This window comes from Actinokineospora iranica, assembly GCF_900101685.1.
Classification (GTDB): domain Bacteria; phylum Actinomycetota; class Actinomycetes; order Mycobacteriales; family Pseudonocardiaceae; genus Actinokineospora; species Actinokineospora iranica.
This window is the reverse complement of the sequence record NZ_FMZZ01000026.1, coordinates 1-17,303: the sequence shown is the minus strand read 5'-3', so window position 1 is coordinate 17,303 and position 17,303 is coordinate 1. Positions and strand designations below refer to the sequence as shown.

The following is a 17,303-nucleotide window of genomic DNA, read 5'->3' as shown; positions in this document are numbered from 1 at the left end:
AGGGTTCCGCCGCGCTCGCGCGGGTCTGGTTCGAGCGTCACGGAAAACCTGCGCGACAGGTGCGCAGGCAGGCATCTCCGGGAGAGAAACCCAGGGAGGGACCGGTCGGCGCACAGTGCTGGACTGCTGTGTGCCGAGAAGGTGTCCCGTGCGGCAGCCTTCTCGCGCTCCGGCTTCCGGCACCCACGGAAGGTGAAGAGCCCGATGACAGAACAGAACCGCCCGGTCCTCGTGGTGGACTACGGCGCGCAGTACGCCCAGTTGATCGCCCGCCGGGTGCGCGAGGCGCAGGTCTACTCCGAGGTCGTGCCGCACACCGCGACCGTCGCGGAGATCGTGACCAAGGAACCGGCCGCGATCGTGCTTTCCGGCGGCCCGGCAAGCGTCTACGCCGAGGGCGCGCCCGCCGTCGACCCGGCCCTGTTCGCGGCCGGGGTGCCGGTTTTCGGCATCTGCTATGGCTTCCAGGCGATGGCGCAGGCGCTCGGCGGAACCGTCGAGCACACCGGCACCCGCGAGTACGGCCGCACCGACCTCGGTGCGGGCACCGGCGTCTTGCACGACGGGCTGCCGGGCCGTCACCCGGTGTGGATGAGTCACGGCGACTGCGTCACCAAGGCCCCTGAGGGTTTCGCGGTCACCGCGTCGTCGGAAGGCGCGCCGGTGGCCGCGTTCGAGGACACTGAGCGTCGTTTCGCAGGCGTGCAGTACCACCCGGAGGTGGCGCACTCTCCGCACGGTCAAGAGGTCCTGCGCCGCTTCCTGCACGACATCGCCGGTATCCGTCCACAGTGGACGACGTCGTCGATCGTGGACGAGCAGGTCGAGCGGATTCGCGCGCAGGTGGGCGACGGCAAGGCCATCTGCGGCCTGTCCGGCGGCGTCGACTCCGCTGTCGCGGCCGCGTTGGTGCAGCGCGCGATCGGCGACAGGCTTACCTGCGTGTTCGTAGACCACGGTCTCCTGCGCGCCGGTGAGCGCGCCCAGGTCGAGCGGGACTACGTGTCCGCGACCGGCGTCCGCCTGGTCACCGTCGACGCCCGCGAGCGCTTCATGGCCGCCCTGGCCGGGGTGACCGACCCCGAGGAGAAGCGCAAGATCATCGGCCGCGAGTTCATCCGCGTGTTCGAGCAGGCTGAACTCGACCTGCAGGTTGAGGCGGGCGAGAAGTACCGCTTCCTGGTCCAGGGCACGCTCTACCCCGACGTGGTGGAGTCCGGCGGCGGCACCGGCGCGGCGAACATCAAGAGCCACCACAACGTCGGCGGCCTGCCGGACGACCTGGAGTTCGAGCTGGTCGAGCCGCTGCGCGCGCTGTTCAAGGACGAGGTGCGCCGGGTCGGGCTGGAACTGGGCCTGCCGGAGACGATCGTGCACCGGCAGCCGTTCCCCGGCCCCGGCCTGGGCATCCGCATCATCGGCGAGGTCAACGCCGCCCGCCTGGAGATCCTGCGCGCCGCCGACGCCATCGCCCGCGAAGAGCTCACCGCGGCGGGTCTCGACCGCGACATCTGGCAGTGCCCGGTAGTCCTGCTTGCCGACGTCCGCAGTGTCGGCGTCCAAGGCGACGGCAGGACTTACGGCCACCCGGTAGTCCTGCGGCCGGTGTCCAGCGAGGACGCCATGACCGCGGACTGGACCCGGCTGCCCTACGACGTCTTGGAGCGGATCTCCACCCGGATCACCAACGAGGTCGCCGAGGTCAACCGCGTCGTCCTCGACGTGACGAGCAAGCCCCCGGGCACCATCGAGTGGGAATAGCACCGCGTGGGATAGCGCTGCCGGGATAGCGCTGCCTGGATAGCACCGCCCGCATAGCACCGCGTGGGAACAGCACGCGCGAGAACGGCCCGGTCACCGTGTGGTGACCGGGCCGTTCGGCGGTGAGCGGCGAAGGGATCTACTCGCGCTTTCCCTTCCCCCGCATCGAGGACGCCAGCAGCAGCAGGCCCACCACCACGGCCCCGCCCGCGACCAGCCACCTCGGGTCCAGCATCGGCACCCAGATCTGGCCGTCGGTCAGCACGTAGGCCGACACGAACAGGGTCGCGATCCCGGCGAACATGGTCAGGAAGTCGGGCCGCTTGCGCCCCACCTTGGTCTCGTCGTGCTCAGCCACGGCGCACCTCCACGCTTCCTGGTCCGGTGACCTCAAGGTCGAGGTCCAGCTTGAGACCGCCCGCCCCGTCGGGGCCGAGGTCATCGGTCCTGGTCACATCGGGGCTCGGGCCGTCCGCCTCCTGGCCGAGGCAGCTCACGCTGCCGATGCCCGCGGCGCAGCGCACCGTGACGTCGGCGTTCCTCGGCACGACCACGGTCACGTCGCCCACGTCCACCTGGGCGCGGGTCTTGACCGAGCCGCTCGCGGGGAGCACGGTGAAGTCCAGGTCGATCGAGCCGATGTCGCGCTGGTACTCGGGTTGCACGTGCTCTAGGGCGGTCGGCTGCTGACGGAGGTCGCCGATGCTGTTGGTGGAGAAACCGTTCGGCCAGACCAGCGTCAGCGCGATCCCCAGGGCCGCCAGCGGCATCGCGAGCCCGATCAGGCCGCGCCCGCCGCGGACGAACGACCCGGCGACCAGGCCGAGACCGAGGATGGCCAGGACCACGCCGATGACGTGCCGCGCGCTGACCCAGCCGAGGTAGGGCTCGGCCAGCACCGCCGCGCCGACGGTCAGGAACACCGCCGCCAGGGTGATCACGCCGACCCTGGACCGGCCGCGCGGCGCGGGCGGCTCCGGGTCGGGCCCTGACCCGCCGGGTTCGGGCAGGTCCCAGGCGAACGGCGCGGCGCCGAGCGGGTCCCACGCGGGCGGGGTCGTGCGCTGTCCGTGCTCGTCGACCGGGGTCGCCATGGCGACCGTCGGGGCGTCGGCCGAGGTCGGGGCGGGCGGTGCGCCCAGGTGGCCCCGGCCGCGGTGCAGCAGGAAGAGCAGGCCGAACACCACCGCGAGCCCGAGCCAGCCGCTGAGCGTGCGGTCGAAGAAGACGCCGAAGGCCGGGATCAGCGCGATGCACAGCGCGATCGTGAACGGCGTCGACGTGGAGCTGCGGCCTTTGCCGTGCAGCGCCTCGGCCGGTGACGCCTCGTCGCCTTCCTCGGCGAGGAACAGCCAGCCCAGCAGGTAGAACAGCAGCCCGGCCCCGCTGTAGAAGGTCGCGACCACGAACGCGACCCGGACCACCAGCGGGTCCATGCCGTAGCGGTTGCCGATGGCCGCCGCGACGCCCGCGACCTTGCGGCCCCGCCGGGGCCGTCGAGGGCGGGTCGCCCAGAAGTCCTTGAGCGTGTCCTCCACGCCCAGTGCGCCATGCGCGTTGTTCATCGATGTGCCACTCACGTTTCCCAGCATCACTCCGCGGCGGGGCCCTCTGCATCGGGGAACGACCCTGACTTCCCGCTCAGGGTCGTTCCCCGATGTGGCGCGGTGGTCGCCGTGTGAGCATTCTGGTGTGGAAGCAGCAGTCGGGGAGCACCTGCCGTCGGCGGAGGCGGACATCGAGCGGGCACAGACCACAGCGGTGAGCGCGGAGCGGGCACAGCCGACCCTGTACCGGCGCCGGTCCGGCCGCGCCGTCGCGGGGGTCGCGGGCGGTCTCGCCGACCACCTCGGCATGGACGTGCTGTGGGTCCGCATCGCCTTCGCCCTGCTCGCCGCGCTCGGCGGCGCCGGGGTCGTCGCCTACGGCCTGCTGTGGATCTTCGCCCCGCAGGCGCCGGTGGACGAGTCGGCCCCGGGCATCTCCCGCAAGGAGCGCCAGCAGGCGTTCGGTCTGGTCGCTCTCGGCACCGGGCTTACCGTCGGCGCGGGAACACTGTCGGGCGCGGTAAGCGGCTGGGTCGCGGGCGCTCTTACCGTGGCGCTGGTAGGCGCGGCCCTGGTGTGGCGGGAGGCCGACCAGTCGCAGCGGCGCCGGGTCACCGGCGCGGTGCTCGGCGGCGGCGGCCGGGCCGCGGTCATCCGCGTGCTCAGCGGCGCGGCGCTGGTCGCCACCGGCATCACGATCTTCCTGATCAGCAGCATCGGCCTCGACCAGGTGCAGTTCGCGCTGCTGGCGGTCCTCGCCGCCCTGGTCGGCGTGGCCGTGCTGACCGTCCCCTGGTGGCTGCGCCTCGTCCGCGACCTGGGCGAAGAGCGCCGCGCGCGCATCCGCACCGAAGAGCGTGCCGAGATCGCCGCCCACCTGCACGACTCGGTCTTGCAGACCCTCGCGCTGATCCAGAAGCAGGCCGAGGCCCCACGGGAGGTCCTGCGGCTGGCCCGGGGCCAGGAGCGCCAGTTGCGGAGCTGGCTGTACGGCCCGTCCGGCTACGGCCGGGCCCTCTCCGACGGCCCGGCGGCCGGGGTCCTGTCCGAGGCCCTGGCCCGCGCGTCCGGCGAGGTGGAGGACACCTTCGCCGTCAAGGTCCAGCACGTCGTCGTCGGCGACTGCGAGGTGGACGAACGCCTCATGGCCGTGGTGATGGCCGCCAGGGAGGCTATGGTCAACGCCGCCAAACACGCCGGGGTGGCCGAGGTCTCGGTCTACGGTGAGGTGGAGGAAGAGAGGGTCACCGTGTTCGTCCGCGACCGAGGCAAGGGCTTCGATCCCGACACGGTGCCCCAAGACCGCCACGGCCTGGCCGACTCCATCCGCGGCCGAATGGAACGCCACGGCGGCGAGATCCGCCTGCGCACCGCCCCCGGCGACGGGACCGAAGTGCAACTGCACATGCCCCGCACGAAAGTGACCTCATGACGGAAAACATGGACGCCAACCCCACCACCCCCAAGCCCCCCGTCCGGGTCTACCTGGTCGACGACCACAGCATGTTCCGCGCGGGCGTCCGCGCCGAACTGGACACCATCACCGACGACATCGAGGTCATCGGCGAAGCGGGCACCGTCGGCGAAGCCGTGGCGGGCATCAACCACCTCAAGCCGGACGTGGTCCTCCTCGACGTCCACATGCCCGACGGTGGCGGCGCGGAGGTCCTGCGCCAGGCCCGCAAGTCCCAGCCGGAAGTCGTGTTCCTGGCCCTTTCGGTCTCCGACGCGGCAGAAGACGTCATCGCCGTGATCCGATCAGGCGCCCGGGGCTACGTCACCAAGACAATCTCCAGCCAAGACCTGGCCACCGCGGTCCTCCGCGTCGCCGAGGGCGACGCAGTCTTCTCCCCCCGCCTAGCCGGTTTTGTCCTGGACGCCTTCGCCGACCGCCCGGGTGCGGCCCCCATCAACGACCCGGAACTGGACCTGCTGACCCCCAGAGAACGAGACGTCCTCCGCCTCCTGGCACGCGGCTACGCCTACAAAGAGATCGCCTCGGAACTGTTCATCTCGGTGAAGACGGTAGAAACCCACGTCTCCAGCGTCCTACGCAAAACCCAACTCTCCAACCGCTACGAACTGTCCCGCTGGGCTTCCGACCGCCGACTCGTCTAGCCACAACCGCCAGACACCCCATCGAGCCAACCCGCCAAGGGCAACCGGGGACTCAGCCATCCCCGGTCTTGGCATAGTTGTCGATCTTCAACTTGCCATCCTGCTCAACGAGCGCGTAAGAGTACGGCTCAGAGGAGACCTTCCCCCTCTTATTCACGAAAACCACCTCAGCAGCCACCCGGTCGCCCTCAACGCGCGCCGAAGTCAACTGCACCGAGATCAGAGAGTCGTAAAAGTTCTTATAGACCGCGTAACCGTTAGACTTCGCTCTCGCCCGCTCGGTAAGCAACTCCCACGCCGCTTTAGTGTCATGCGGAAGCAGCCCGTAATACTCCCGCACCGCGTTCTCGTACTCGGCAGCCGCCCGCGTCGTCGTAGTCGTGGTGGCGGTAGTGGTGGTGGTCGTCGTCGTGGTTCTGGTCGTGGTAGTCGTCGGCTGGGTAGTCGTCGTGGTTTTAGTCGTAGGAGATGCCGAGGTCACAGGCGGAACGGTGGTCGACGTCGTGCCGCCCGCCCGCGGGGAGTCGGTGGCGTTGAGCAGACTGGCCACCAGGATGCCGATCAACGCCGCGGCGACTATCGCCAGCACGGTAAGCAGGATCGACCGCGAGTCGGCCCGCTTCTTCCGCGGCACCGGCCGCTGACCGCGGCCGCCGCCCGCGGGCGTTCTCGGCCCGGAGCCGTTGGCGCGCGACGGCGGACCAGAGCGACCCGGGTCAGGCCGGATGACCGGGCGCGCGCCGGACGGCGTCGGCTCGGCGAACGGGTTCAGGTCGAGCCGCGTGCCCGGGTGCCCGTGCGGCGGGGTGCCCGGCGGCGGCCCCACGATCGGCCGCGGCGGCTTCGGGTACGGGTCGGTGCGCTGGTGGGCGATGGCGATCGACGGCAGCGGCTTGCCCGCGGCGACGGCGGCGAGCGCGTCTTTGGCCTCGGTCATCGTGGGCCGTTCCCTCGGGTCGGCCCGCAGCAGCTGCATGAGCAGCGCGGTCAGCGGCCCCGCCTGCCGCGGCGGCATGACCTTGCCCGCCGCCACCGCGTACAGCAGCGCCAGGGTGTTCTCGCTCAATCCGAACGGCGAGTGCCCTTCGACGGCGGTGTAGAGCGTCGAGCCGAGGGAGAACACGTCCGCCGCCGAGGTCGGCTGCTCGCCCTTGGCCACTTCGGGCGCCAGGTAAGCCGGGGTGCCCGCGAGCATCCCGGTCGCGGTGACCGTGACGTCGCCGGTGGCCCGGGAGATGCCGAAGTCGGTGATCTTGACCGTGCCGTCCTCGCCGAGCAGCACGTTCGCTGGCTTCACGTCCCGGTGCACGATCCCGGCGGCGTGCGCGGCGACCAGCGCGGCGGCGACCTGGGTGCCGATGCGCGCCGCCTCCGTCGGCGGGAGGAACTCCCGTTCGTTGAGCACCGTCGCCAAGCTCTTCGACGGTAAGTACTCCATGATTAGCCAGGGCTCGTTGTCGTGCTCGGCCACGTCGTAGACGGTGATCGCGTTCGGGTGCGCCAGCCGCGCCGCGATGCGGCCCTCGCGCATGGCCCTGCGGCGCGCCTCGTCTGCCTGCGCCTCGGTAAGCCCGGGCTGGGAGAGCAGCTGCTTCACCGCGACGGTCCGGTGCAGCCGCTCGTCGTGCGCCTTCCACACCACACCCATGGCGCCGCTGCCGATGCGCGTGCCGAGCTGGTAGCGCCCGGCCACCAAGATCTGCTCGCTGGTCATTGCGCTCCTGGCTATCCGGCGGCGGGCGTGGACACGGAGGGCTCCACAGTGGTGGATGGCGGCGGCGGCTGCGTTGGCGTCGTGGTGCTGGTGGTCGTGGTCGTGGTCGCCGTCGTGGTGGTGGTCGTCGGGACGACCGTGGTGGTCGTGGTCGGCTGGACCGACTCCGACGACGTGGTGACGGGCGGGGGCGGCACGACCCGAGTTCCGGGCGGCCGGTTCGTCGTCTCCTGCGGCACGGTCGTCGTGGTGACGACCTGCGAGCTGGGCGCGGTGTCGATCTGGTCGGTGCCCCCGTTGCCGGGGTTCTTCTCGGTGCCCCGGTTGAGTATCAGCAGCACGGCGATCGCCAGGACGACGGCCACCCCGAGCGCGCCGAACACCAGCGGCGTCCGCGAGCGCGGCTGCTGGGCAGGCGCGGCCATCACCACCGGCTGGCCGGTCACCGAGGTGGGCTCCGCCGCGGGGTGGGCGACCAGCCGGGTGGCGGCTTCGGCCGCGGCGGCCAACGCGGCGGGCGGGACGTCGGGGTCCTCGCCGCGGGCGACCGCGCCGAGCATGTCGCGGGCCTTGGCCGCGGTCGGCCGCGCGTCGACGTCGGTGGACAGCAGCGCGGTCAGCACCCCGGTCAGCGGGCCGGACTTCTGCGGCGGGTTGATCTTGCCGGAGGCGACCGCGTGCAGCAGGCCCAGCGTGTTCTCCGACAGGCCGAACGGCGGCTCCCCCTCCACGGCCGCGTAGAGCGTCGAGCCGAGGGAGAACACGTCGGAGGCCGCTCCGGGCTCCCGGCCGATCGCCACCTCCGGCGCCAGGTAGGCGGGGGTGCCCGCGATGAGGCCGGTCTTGGTGACCGTCACGTCGTCGGTGGCCCGGGAGATGCCGAAGTCGGTGATCTTCACCGAGCCGTCGTCGCCGAGCAGGATGTTTCCGGGCTTGATGTCGCGGTGCACGATCCCGGCGGCGTGCGCGGCGGCCAGCGCCGAGGCGACCTGCGCGCCGATCCGGGCGACCTCGGCCACGTCCATCGGGCCCTGCTCGGACAGCGCGATCGCCAGGCTGACCGAGGGCAGGTACTCCATGATCAGGATCGGCACGCCGTCCTCGTCGACGGCGTCGAACACCGCGATCGCGTTCGGGTGGTGCAGCTTCGCGGCGATGCGGCCCTCGCGCATACAGCGGGCCACCGCCTCCTCGGCCTCGTCCTCGGGCAGCCCGGGCGGCAGGAGCAGCTTCTTCACCGCGACCGGGCGGTTGAGCCGCTCGTCGTGGGCGAGCCACACCACGCCCATGGCGCCGCTGCCGATGCGTCGTTCCAGCCGGTAGCGCCCGGCGACCAGCCGGCCCTCGTCGCTCATCCCGACCGGAACCTCCCTTGCCCGCGGTGGGCGTCGCGGGCTTTGTCAACGGTGCGCTGGGTGTGCGCCACCGGTGCGTACCCGGGCAATCAGCTTCCACGACGCGGTCTTGTTCCCGGGTGGCCGACCGCTCCAGGCTAGGCGTTCACGCAGCGCGCACGAACGCAGTCCCATCACCACCGGGATGGGAACGGCGACGGCTACATACTGTCACAACGCGCCCCCTGCCGGGCCGAGGTGTCCGGCGGGGCGTCGGTCAGTTGGACTGAGCGGAGACCAGTTCGGCCGCGATGATCTTCTGCGGCGTGGTGTTCGTCACCGTCAGTAGTTGCTGGATGCGCAGGTGCGTGCCGTCGAGCAGCCGCAGCCGGATCACCGCGAGGACGCCGTCGGAGCGCTCCTGCACGTCGAGCACCTCGATGTCCGCCACCGCGGTCCACGAGCCGATGAACTCCGACAGCGTCGTGCCCAGCAGGTCGCCCGCGAGCAGGTCGAACGCGCCGCTCGGGTTGACCTTGATGAGGCGGTAGTACTCCAGCACCAGTTCCCGGCTGGAGCTGACCGGCCGCTGGGACTGCCCGGTCCTGGCCGGGCTGGTGTCGCCCGCGCCGGTGTGCGCGGCCGAGGTGGACTGGCCGGTGGTGGACTGCCCGGTGGCCGCTGTCTGGTCCGGGGAACTCGGCTGGGCGGGCGGGACGGCGCTGACCTCGCCCGCGGCCGTGCCGTTCCGCTGGGCGGCGCGGGTGTCCGGCCTGCCCTGGCTGGACTCGACGACGGCCCGGTTGAGCTCGTCGGGCAGCAGCGCCCGCTCGCCGGTGATCTGGACCTTGGGCCGCTGCTCCGCCGCGGCCCGGGCGGCGCCGCGGTCGCGGGCGATCATCGTGGCGGTGGCGACCGCGCCGCACAGGGTGATCACGGCCAGGCCGAGGCCGGTCACCTTGGCCAGTTGGGCGCCGCGCGAGGGCGGCCGACGGTGCGCGACCGGGGCGTCGTCGGCAGGCTCGGCCGCCCGCGTCCGCGGCGCGGCGACCTCGTCCACCAAGCCCGCGGACAGGCCGCTCGGCAAGTCGGCGGGCAGGGTGAGCGGCGGGGGCTGCTTCCTGATCAGCTCGGTGACGTGAACCGAACCGGAGCGCACGCGCCGCTTGCCGGTCGTCGGACGATCCACTGTCGCTTTCCTCCGCTTGAGTCGGCCATCGGGGCAACTCGTACCGTGTGCCCCGGTGGTTACACCACTCTTTCTCGGCTCGTCACCCGATCGAGGCGATGGGCGGCGAAATTTTTCACCCGAAAAGAGCAATCGTCACGCGGTGCTTCGGCCGCGATCTGCTAGATCGAGTGCCATCGGCCTAACCGGGCCGCCACCTGAGGCCCGGCGCCTCCCACAGCGCGGGCCACCGCGTCTACCTGGGCGAACGGGGAAAAACGGCCGCTCACGCGGCCGCCCGCTCGTCGCTGATGCGGGGATCGGAGCCATAGGTGAAGACCAGTTCGCGTTCTTCGGTGGTCACTGTCCCGTCTTTGTGGACGACCCGCAACGTCGACCGCGTCGTCCCGTTGTTGGGGTCGATGACGATCTGCTGCACCTCGACGCGCTCCACGTCGGCGTAGCGGCGCTCGATCTCGGCCTGGCCCGCGCGGCGCATGTGCCCCGCGGTGAGCGCGTACGCCGCGTCCGGGTCCTCGGTGACCTCCCGGTAGTACGCCTCGGTCAGGTCGCCCATCACCTCGGCGTCGTTGGCGGGCGCGACGAGCAGCGGGCTGGTCACCGTGCTGCGCGAGGGCGGCGCCGCCGAGGTCGTGCTCGGCCGCGGCGGCGGGCTCGACACGACCGTGGACGGGGCGGTGCCGGTGGTCGACGGCGTCAAGGCGGTGGTGGTGGTCTGGACGGTCACCGTGCGGCTCGCCGACGGCCTGCGGACGGCGACCGTCGTGGGGGTGTCGGCGACCTCGCTGCTCGGCTGGTCGCCCCGGACTGTCGGCCGCTCGGTAGGCGGCTGGGGCTGCTGGTGGCTGGGCAGGGCGGGCAGGCCCGGCAGCGCGTCGACCACGTCCGGCTTGCGCGGACCGGTCATCAGGGCCACCGCGGCGTAGGTCAGGCCGACCAGCACGAGGATCGCCGAGGCCACCGCGAACCAGGCCGCGTGCCGCCACGACTTCGGCGGCGTGACCGAGGCGGGAATACTGCCAAGATCAAATTTCGCGAGCCCGGTGGCGGGGCTTTCCGGGGACTCGGTCTCGGGCCATTCGGGATCGCGGTAATCGGTTTCCCGGTATTCCTTACCGCGCTGGGCGGTGTCCGGGTATCCGGTGGCCCGGTAAGGGGAATCGACGCTGTCTGTGTCGTCAGCGTCGAGGTAGCTGGCGAGGTAGTCGACATGCCCCATGACCGGCAGGATGTCGGTGTCCTCTGCCCCGCTGACAGCGCCGCGATGGTGCCTGCCTCGACCTGGCTCGGTTTTCGGAGAGCCGCTGTTCGGAGAGTCGCCGTCCACTCGGGAAAGCGTAAGCCGTAGCGCAGCGTTCGGACGGCAGGGCGGGAACCCGCCAGCGACACCACTCTTTCGAGTGAATTGTCGGAGCGGTTTCCACTGTGGGCGTACGGCCGGGCTTGCTTCGGGGCCTATTTCTGGCCGCGGTACTTCGCCATGGTGGTCGACAGCGCGCTGCCCGCGACCGCGCCCGACCCGCCCGCGAGCAGGATCGCGAGCACGTCGGTGAAGCCGCTGCCGCTGGTCAGCAGCCAACCGAGGACCGCGCCCGCGGTGGTCACCCCGGCGACCGGCCACCGGCCGCGCACGTACTGCGCGACCGGCGCCCCGCTCGCCCCGCGCTTGCGCGCGGCGGAGTTCAACAGCGCGAGGTATCCGACGTAGCCGAGAGCGGCCACCACGGCGACGATGGCGACGAGAACCGCGATGAGATCAAGCATGGTCCCAGTCTGCCCCAGCCGCGCCACCGCGGAATGGGGGAAGCCCCTGGTTCCACCCTGACATCGGCCGCGGCGGCCGTGACGGCCCCGGGCGAGAGCGGCCTCAGCGGCCGAGTTTGCCCCGGCCGAGGTCGAGCAGCGCCATCGCCAGCGTCCGGCCCGCCGGGCCGAGTTCGCGGTAGCGGGCCACCACGTCCATCTCCCGGTTGACCACGATGCGGGGACCGCCCGCGGCCATCCGGGCCGCGCCGATCGTGCGCGACACCTCCGCCCGGCGCTTCACCAGCCGCAGGATCTCCTGGTCGAGGTGATCGATTTCCTTGCGTAGCTCGGCGACTTCCTCAGGCGCGGGCAGTTCGACACCCGGCCGGGGCACGCTCGTGCCGTCCTGGCTCGGCTCGGCGGCGTTCGGCGCGGCGGTGTTGGTGTCTTCGGTGATGGGGCTCATCGTGATCCTCGGCGTTTCGGCGGAGTTCGGATTCCCGAGAGCAAGCGAAGGCCCCGGGTCCGAGGACTCCGGGGCTTCGTGGTGGAGTGCGGTGCCTACGCCACAACGGGAGCCGGAGTCCGGGTCCCGTAAAAAAAGTCGAAGTAGCCAGGCATGACACCAGTGTTACACAGGTTCGTCCCGGCGGTCGACCTGACCTCCCCACTTCGCCCGGACGCGCCGGTCGTCGCGATCGTCGGTGCCCACCGGTACCGTTGTCCGCACGATGGAAGCCCTCTTCGACCTCCCCACCGAGCCCCGCGTCCCCAGCCCAGCGCCGGGCTCAGCGGCCCTCCTCGACGACCTCAACGACCAGCAGCGGCGCGCCGTCGAGCACGCGGGCACACCGCTGCTCGTCGTCGCGGGCGCGGGCTCGGGCAAGACCCGGGTCCTCACCCGCCGCATCGCTTACCTGCTCGCCGAGAGGCACGTGCATCCCGGCCAGGTCATGGCGATCACCTTCACCAACAAGGCCGCCGCCGAGATGCGCGAGCGGGTCGCCGACCTCGTCGGCCGCCGCGCCAACGCCATGTGGGTGTCGACGTTTCACTCGATGTGCGTGCGCGTCCTGCGCCGCGAGGCCAAGACCCTGGGACTGACCAGCAGCTTCTCCATCTACGACGCCGACGACTCGCGCAGGCTGATCACCCTGGTCGCCCGCGACCTCGACCTCGACCCCAAGCGCTACGCCGCGCGCACCCTGTCGGTGCACATCTCCAACCTCAAGAACGAGCTGATCGACGCCGAGACCGCCAAGGGCAAGGCCACCAACGACCTGGAGCGGCGCGTCGCCGAGGTCTACCTCGAGTACCAGCGCAGGCTGGGCGAGGCCAACGCGATGGACTTCGACGACCTGATCATGCGCACGGTCGGGCTGCTGCAGGACTTCCCGGACGTCGCCGAGTACTACCGCAGGCGCTTCCGGCACGTGCTGGTGGACGAGTACCAGGACACCAACCACGCCCAGTACACGCTGGTCCGCGAGCTGGTAGGCAAGGGCTCCGAGGGGCTGCCGCCCGCCGAGCTGTGCGTGGTCGGCGACGCCGACCAGTCCATCTACGCGTTCCGCGGCGCGACGATCCGCAACATCGTGGAGTTCGAGCGCGACTATCCGCAGGCCACCACGATCCTGCTTGAGCAGAACTACCGCTCCACCCAGAACATCCTCGCCGCGGCCAACGCGGTGATCTCGCGCAACCCCGACCGCCGCGACAAGCGGCTGTGGACCGCAATGGGCGACGGCGAGAAGATCGTCGCCTACGTCGGCGACAACGAGCACGACGAGGCCGCGTTCGTCGCGGGCGAGATCGACCGCCTGGTCGACACCGGGGCGGCCAACAACGGCGACGTCGCCGTCTTCTACCGCACGAACAACCAGTCGCGGGTGTTCGAGGAGATCTTCATCCGGCTCGGTCTGCCCTACCGGGTCGTCGGTGGCGTCCGGTTCTACGAGCGCCGGGAGATCCGCGACGCTCTCGCGTACCTGCGCGTCCTGGCCAACCCGGACGACACCGTCAGCCTGCGCCGCATCCTCAACGTGCCCAAGCGCGGCATCGGAGAGCGCGCGGAGGCGTGCGTGTCCGCGCACGCCGACCGCGAGCGGGTGTCCTTCGCCACCGCCCTGCGCGCGGCCACCGAGGGCAAGGTCGCGATGCTCAACCCGCGCTCCCAGCGCGCGATCGCCGGGTTCGTGGAGCTGATCGACGGCCTGCGCCGGTTCGTCGACGACGGCCAAGACGTCGCCGAGGTGCTCGACGCCGTCCTCGACCAGACCGGCTACCGCGCCGAGCTGGAGGCCAGCGACGACCCGCAGGACGCCTCCCGGCTGGAGAACCTGACCGAGCTGCTCACAGTGGCCCGCGAGTTCACCGAGCTGCCCGCGCCCCCCGAAGACGACGTGCCCGCTGACACCGAGCCGGTAGAGCAGACCGGGCCGCGGGCAGGCTCGCTTGCCGCGTTCCTGGAACGTGTGTCGCTGGTCGCCGACGCCGACTCGGTGCCCGACCCCGACGAGGACAGCGGCGGTGTGGTCACCCTGATGACCCTGCACACCGCCAAGGGCCTGGAGTACCCGGTCGTGTTCTCCACCGGCTGGGAAGACGGGATCTTCCCGCACATGCGCGCCCTGGGCGACCCGGTCGAACTGGCCGAGGAACGCAGGCTCGCGTACGTCGGCATCACCCGGGCGCGTGAGCGGCTGTACCTGTCGCGGGCCATCGTGCGGTCGGCGTGGGGCCAGCCGATGACCAACCCGGCGTCGCGCTTCTTCGACGAGATCCCGGCCGACCTGATCGAGTGGCGCCGCGTCGGCCCGGAGCGCTCCGCGCCCACCCGGGCCACCACCTGGGGCGGCCGCACCGGCGGCGACTCGGCGCAGGCGGGCCTCGCCGGGCGCGGGATGCGGTCGACGTCGTTCAAGGGCTGGCAGGACACCCCCGCCCTGTCGCTGAACGTCGGCGACCGCGTCAACCACGACAAGTACGGCCTGGGCACGGTCGTGGCCACCGCAGGCCAGGGCCCGCGCGCCACCGCCACCATCGACTTCGGCTCGTCGGGCACGATCCGCCTCATGCTGATCGGCAGCGTGCCGATGGTGAAGCTCTAGTCGTCGATGGCCTGGTAAGCCGAGGTCAGAAAGTCCGCGCGCACCGGGGGGCCTGCCGGTGAGGTCCAGGCCTGCTGGGTGAGCAGGATGCCGGTCAGGTCCTCGGCCGGGTCCATCCGGGCGGTGGTGCCGAGGCCCCCGTCCCAGCCGAACGCGCCGGGCGTCTTGTCGACGGCGTCGCGCCGGGTGACCACGGCCAAGCCGAAACCCCAGCCGAAGGTGTCGAAATCCACCACGCCCCGGTTCGATTTCTGCCCCGGCGTGAGCTGGTCGGTCGTCATGGTCCGCACGGACAGCCGCGACAGGATGCGCCCACCCGGGTAACGGCCGTTGTCGAGCAGCATCCGGCCGAACGCGAGGTAGTCGTCCGCGGTCGAGACGAGGCCGCCGCCGCCGGACGGGAACGCCGGGGGCGCGTTCCACTGGCCGTTCTCGGCCGGGTCGTACACCGCCAGGTCGTCACTCTCCGGAGTTCTGGTGTAGGCGGTCGCGAAGCGGTGCGTCTTGGTTTCCGGAACGTGGAAACCGGTGTCCACCATGCCCAGCGGCGCGAAGATCCGCTCGCGCAGGAAGGCGTCGAGCGGCTGGCCGGACGCGCGCGCGACGAGAACGCCGAGCACGTCGTAGGACGTGTCGTACCACCAGGTTCGGCCTGGTTGCGTCAGCAGCGGCAGTCGCCCTATCCGCCGTATCCACTCGTCCGGGTCGGGTGGGGACGCGGGCGTCGGCGGTCCGGGAGCCAGGCTGACCCGGGCGATCTCGTCCTGGATCGGGTAGGTGCCGGGCGGGGCCATGATGAGCCCCTGGCCGAAGGTCGACGCCATAATGTGACGGACAGTGATCGGCTGCTCGGCGGGAACGGTGTCCTCGGTCGGGCTGTCGAGACTGCGGAGAACGCGTGGGTCGGCCAGTTCGGGCAAGAGATCATCGACAGGGTCGTCCAGTCGGAGCACGCACTCTTCGAGCAGGATCATGGCCGCGACGGCCGTGACCGGCTTGCTCATGGACGAGATCCGGAAGATCGTGTCGCGCGCCATCGGCGCGCCGCCGACCGCTTGGCCGCCCATCGCCTCGACGTGCGTCTCGCCGTGCCTGCTGAGCAGGGCGACCAGGCCGGGAACCGAGCCGCGATCGACATGACCGGCCAGCGCCGCGCGCCAGCGGTCCAGCCTGGGCTTCGAAAGACCGCTCACGAGGCCGCCTGACCCGTTCGGCGGCCGCGCGATGATTCGCCCGCACGCTCGCTCATGGCAGCAACCTATCGCGTCGCCGCTGGTCGAACGGCAGTTCGAGAAATTGTCGGTGCCCTGCGGTTCACTGTCCTCATCGACAACGACGGCGAGAGGGGCCGGGATGAACGAGGGATCGCACCAGGCGGCGGATCAGCTTTCGGTACCACTTTCGGGTTGGTTCGGGGCTTCGCGCCGTTTGGGATCGCGCGCGAGGAGGTACACCGGCCCAGTCAGAGCCGAATGCCCCGTGCGGAGAGCCAGGAGGTGGGATTGAGCTTGCGACCGTCGGCGTCCCAGACCTCGAAGTGCAGGTGCGGGCCAGTGGACTGGCCGCGATTGCCCATGTGGGCGATGAGCTGTCCCGCCTTGACCTTCTGGCCTTCGCGCACGACGTAGTCGTTGACGTGCCCGTACACCGAGACGGTGCCGTCCTTGTGCTGGATGCGGACCCAGAGGCCGAAGCCGCTGGCCGTGCCCGCCTCGAGGACGACGCCGTCGGCGACCGAGACGATCGGAGTGCCGATGCGGTTGGCGATGTCGATGCCGTAGTGGGTCACGCCCCAGCGGGCGCCGAACCCTGAGGTGAAGGTGCCCTGCGCGGGGCGCACGACCTTGGGCCGGGCCGCTTCCTCCTGCTTGGCCTTGAGTTCGGCCGCGCGGGCGGCCTTGGCCTGGTTGACGCGCTCGGTCGTGGCCATCTTCTGGGCCTCGACGGTGCCGTCGGACTGCCTGGCCAGGGCGAGCAACTCGGGGGCCGACTCGGTGTCGCCGCCCATGCCCATCGACGCGGCGGCGGTGCGGGCACCAGCCAGCGGCATGATCTCGTCGGACGAGCTCGCCGGGTCCGGCGTCGTGGTCGACTGGAGCGTCTGTCCGGCGGCCGCGGCGGCGAAAGCGCCGACGGCGACGGCGGCCACGACGACGCGGCCACGGAGCGCGGAGGACGGGGGAGCGATCCGGTGGGCACCGCGAACGCGGTTCGCACCGCGTTCGATGGCTTCGTCGAGCGCGGCGAACTCACGTTCACCGCCGGTGGAGCGATGTCGGGACAAGACCTAGCCTTCCGCCTTCGGGGAGCCCGTCTCGAACACCTGCTCGCGGGGGACGAGCATCGGGTGTCGGACACCGGGCGGGGGACCCGGCTGGGTCGGCGTGGTGCTGGATGCCGTCCCTGTCCTATTCGTGATCGGACTGTGACAACGGACCCGGGGACAGTAACGGGGGGGCGGCTTGGCGGGCAACAGTCGTCACCCGGTTATGCCAAGGGGCTGGCTGGGCGAAAGTTGATGTCCTGCGCTTACTACGCAAAGTTAGATCGATGTCACGGCCCTAGTGTGATCTGCGTCTCGGTTCAATCGACCATCCGGGTGGCGACGCGCGCCTGCCCCGCCCGTCCCCGCAGGTCACGAAACGCGCGAAAACGACACCCCCGCCGCCCCCGCGTCACTGCCCCGAGATCACCCGCCTGCCGGATCGCCAAACCGAGCAGGCCGCGCTTCGCGCGCCTGCGAGGGGCGGCCTGCGAGGGGCGGCCTGCGAGGGGCGGCCTGCG

At 71.2% G+C, this 17,303-nt stretch carries 14 protein-coding genes; 4 read left to right on the top strand and 10 right to left on the bottom strand.

Going from position 1 to position 17,303, the window contains the following annotated elements; genetic code table 11:
• Window positions 1–204 precede the first annotated feature (204 nt).
• The gene (gene guaA, locus BLS56_RS29640; RefSeq protein ID WP_091457723.1) at window positions 205–1,761 is read left to right on the top strand and encodes a glutamine-hydrolyzing GMP synthase; all 1,557 of its coding nucleotides are present in this window, start codon (window positions 205–207) and stop codon (window positions 1,759–1,761) included.
• Between the two features lie 139 nt (window positions 1,762–1,900).
• Here the strand turns inward: guaA and BLS56_RS29635 are convergent, their stop codons facing one another.
• Window positions 1,901–2,119, bottom strand: coding sequence for a hypothetical protein (locus BLS56_RS29635; RefSeq protein ID WP_091457721.1), 219 nt, complete (start codon window positions 2,117–2,119; stop codon window positions 1,901–1,903).
• Window positions 2,112–3,341 carry a PspC domain-containing protein gene (locus BLS56_RS29630; RefSeq protein WP_228772042.1) on the bottom strand — a complete coding sequence of 410 codons (1,230 nt, stop codon included), beginning with the start codon at window positions 3,339–3,341 and terminating at the stop codon, window positions 2,112–2,114. Before BLS56_RS29630 ends, BLS56_RS29635 begins: the two co-directional genes overlap by 8 nt.
• Before the next feature lie 112 nt (window positions 3,342–3,453).
• On the opposite strand from BLS56_RS29630, the gene BLS56_RS29625 reads away from it, so the two are divergent.
• Window positions 3,454–4,740 carry an ATP-binding protein gene (locus BLS56_RS29625; RefSeq protein ID WP_407640565.1) on the top strand — a complete coding sequence of 429 codons (1,287 nt, stop codon included), beginning with the start codon at window positions 3,454–3,456 and terminating at the stop codon, window positions 4,738–4,740.
• Window positions 4,737–5,426, top strand: coding sequence for a response regulator (locus tag BLS56_RS29620; protein WP_228772041.1), 690 nt, complete (start codon window positions 4,737–4,739; stop codon window positions 5,424–5,426). Before BLS56_RS29625 ends, BLS56_RS29620 begins: the two co-directional genes overlap by 4 nt.
• A gap of 52 nt (window positions 5,427–5,478) precedes the next feature.
• On the opposite strand, the gene BLS56_RS29615 is transcribed toward BLS56_RS29620, so the two are convergent.
• From BLS56_RS29615 to BLS56_RS29590, 6 genes are all read right to left on the bottom strand, one after another.
• The gene (locus BLS56_RS29615) at window positions 5,479–7,140 is read right to left on the bottom strand and encodes a serine/threonine-protein kinase (RefSeq protein WP_091457714.1); all 1,662 of its coding nucleotides are present in this window, start codon (window positions 7,138–7,140) and stop codon (window positions 5,479–5,481) included.
• An 11-nt stretch (window positions 7,141–7,151) separates the two neighbouring features.
• Window positions 7,152–8,495 (bottom strand): serine/threonine-protein kinase, encoded by a 1,344-nt coding sequence (locus BLS56_RS29610; protein WP_091457711.1) that lies wholly within the window; start codon window positions 8,493–8,495, stop codon window positions 7,152–7,154.
• A gap of 256 nt (window positions 8,496–8,751) precedes the next feature.
• Complete coding sequence (locus tag BLS56_RS29605; RefSeq protein ID WP_091457708.1) at window positions 8,752–9,663, bottom strand: hypothetical protein; 912 nt, start codon at window positions 9,661–9,663, stop codon at window positions 8,752–8,754.
• 265 nt (window positions 9,664–9,928) lie between these two features.
• Complete coding sequence (locus BLS56_RS29600) at window positions 9,929–10,990, bottom strand: hypothetical protein (RefSeq protein ID WP_139191074.1); 1,062 nt, start codon at window positions 10,988–10,990, stop codon at window positions 9,929–9,931.
• A gap of 128 nt (window positions 10,991–11,118) precedes the next feature.
• Entirely contained in the window at window positions 11,119–11,427 is a 309-nt protein-coding gene (locus tag BLS56_RS29595; RefSeq protein WP_091457804.1) for a hypothetical protein, read from the bottom strand.
• A gap of 103 nt (window positions 11,428–11,530) precedes the next feature.
• Complete coding sequence (locus tag BLS56_RS29590; protein WP_228772040.1) at window positions 11,531–11,875, bottom strand: chorismate mutase; 345 nt, start codon at window positions 11,873–11,875, stop codon at window positions 11,531–11,533.
• Between the two features lie 265 nt (window positions 11,876–12,140).
• Between BLS56_RS29590 and pcrA the strand changes: the two genes are divergently transcribed.
• The gene (pcrA, locus tag BLS56_RS29585) at window positions 12,141–14,519 is read left to right on the top strand and encodes a DNA helicase PcrA (RefSeq protein WP_091457703.1); all 2,379 of its coding nucleotides are present in this window, start codon (window positions 12,141–12,143) and stop codon (window positions 14,517–14,519) included.
• Here pcrA and BLS56_RS29580 read toward each other — a convergent pair.
• Complete coding sequence (locus BLS56_RS29580) at window positions 14,516–15,712, bottom strand: serine hydrolase domain-containing protein (protein WP_091457701.1); 1,197 nt, start codon at window positions 15,710–15,712, stop codon at window positions 14,516–14,518. The two genes, pcrA and BLS56_RS29580, sit on opposite strands and share 4 nt — an antisense overlap.
• Before the next feature lie 269 nt (window positions 15,713–15,981).
• A complete protein-coding gene (locus tag BLS56_RS29575) occupies window positions 15,982–16,803 on the bottom strand; it encodes a M23 family metallopeptidase (RefSeq protein WP_091457698.1) in 822 nt (273 codons plus the stop codon).
• Window positions 16,804–17,303: the final 500 nt, after the last annotated feature.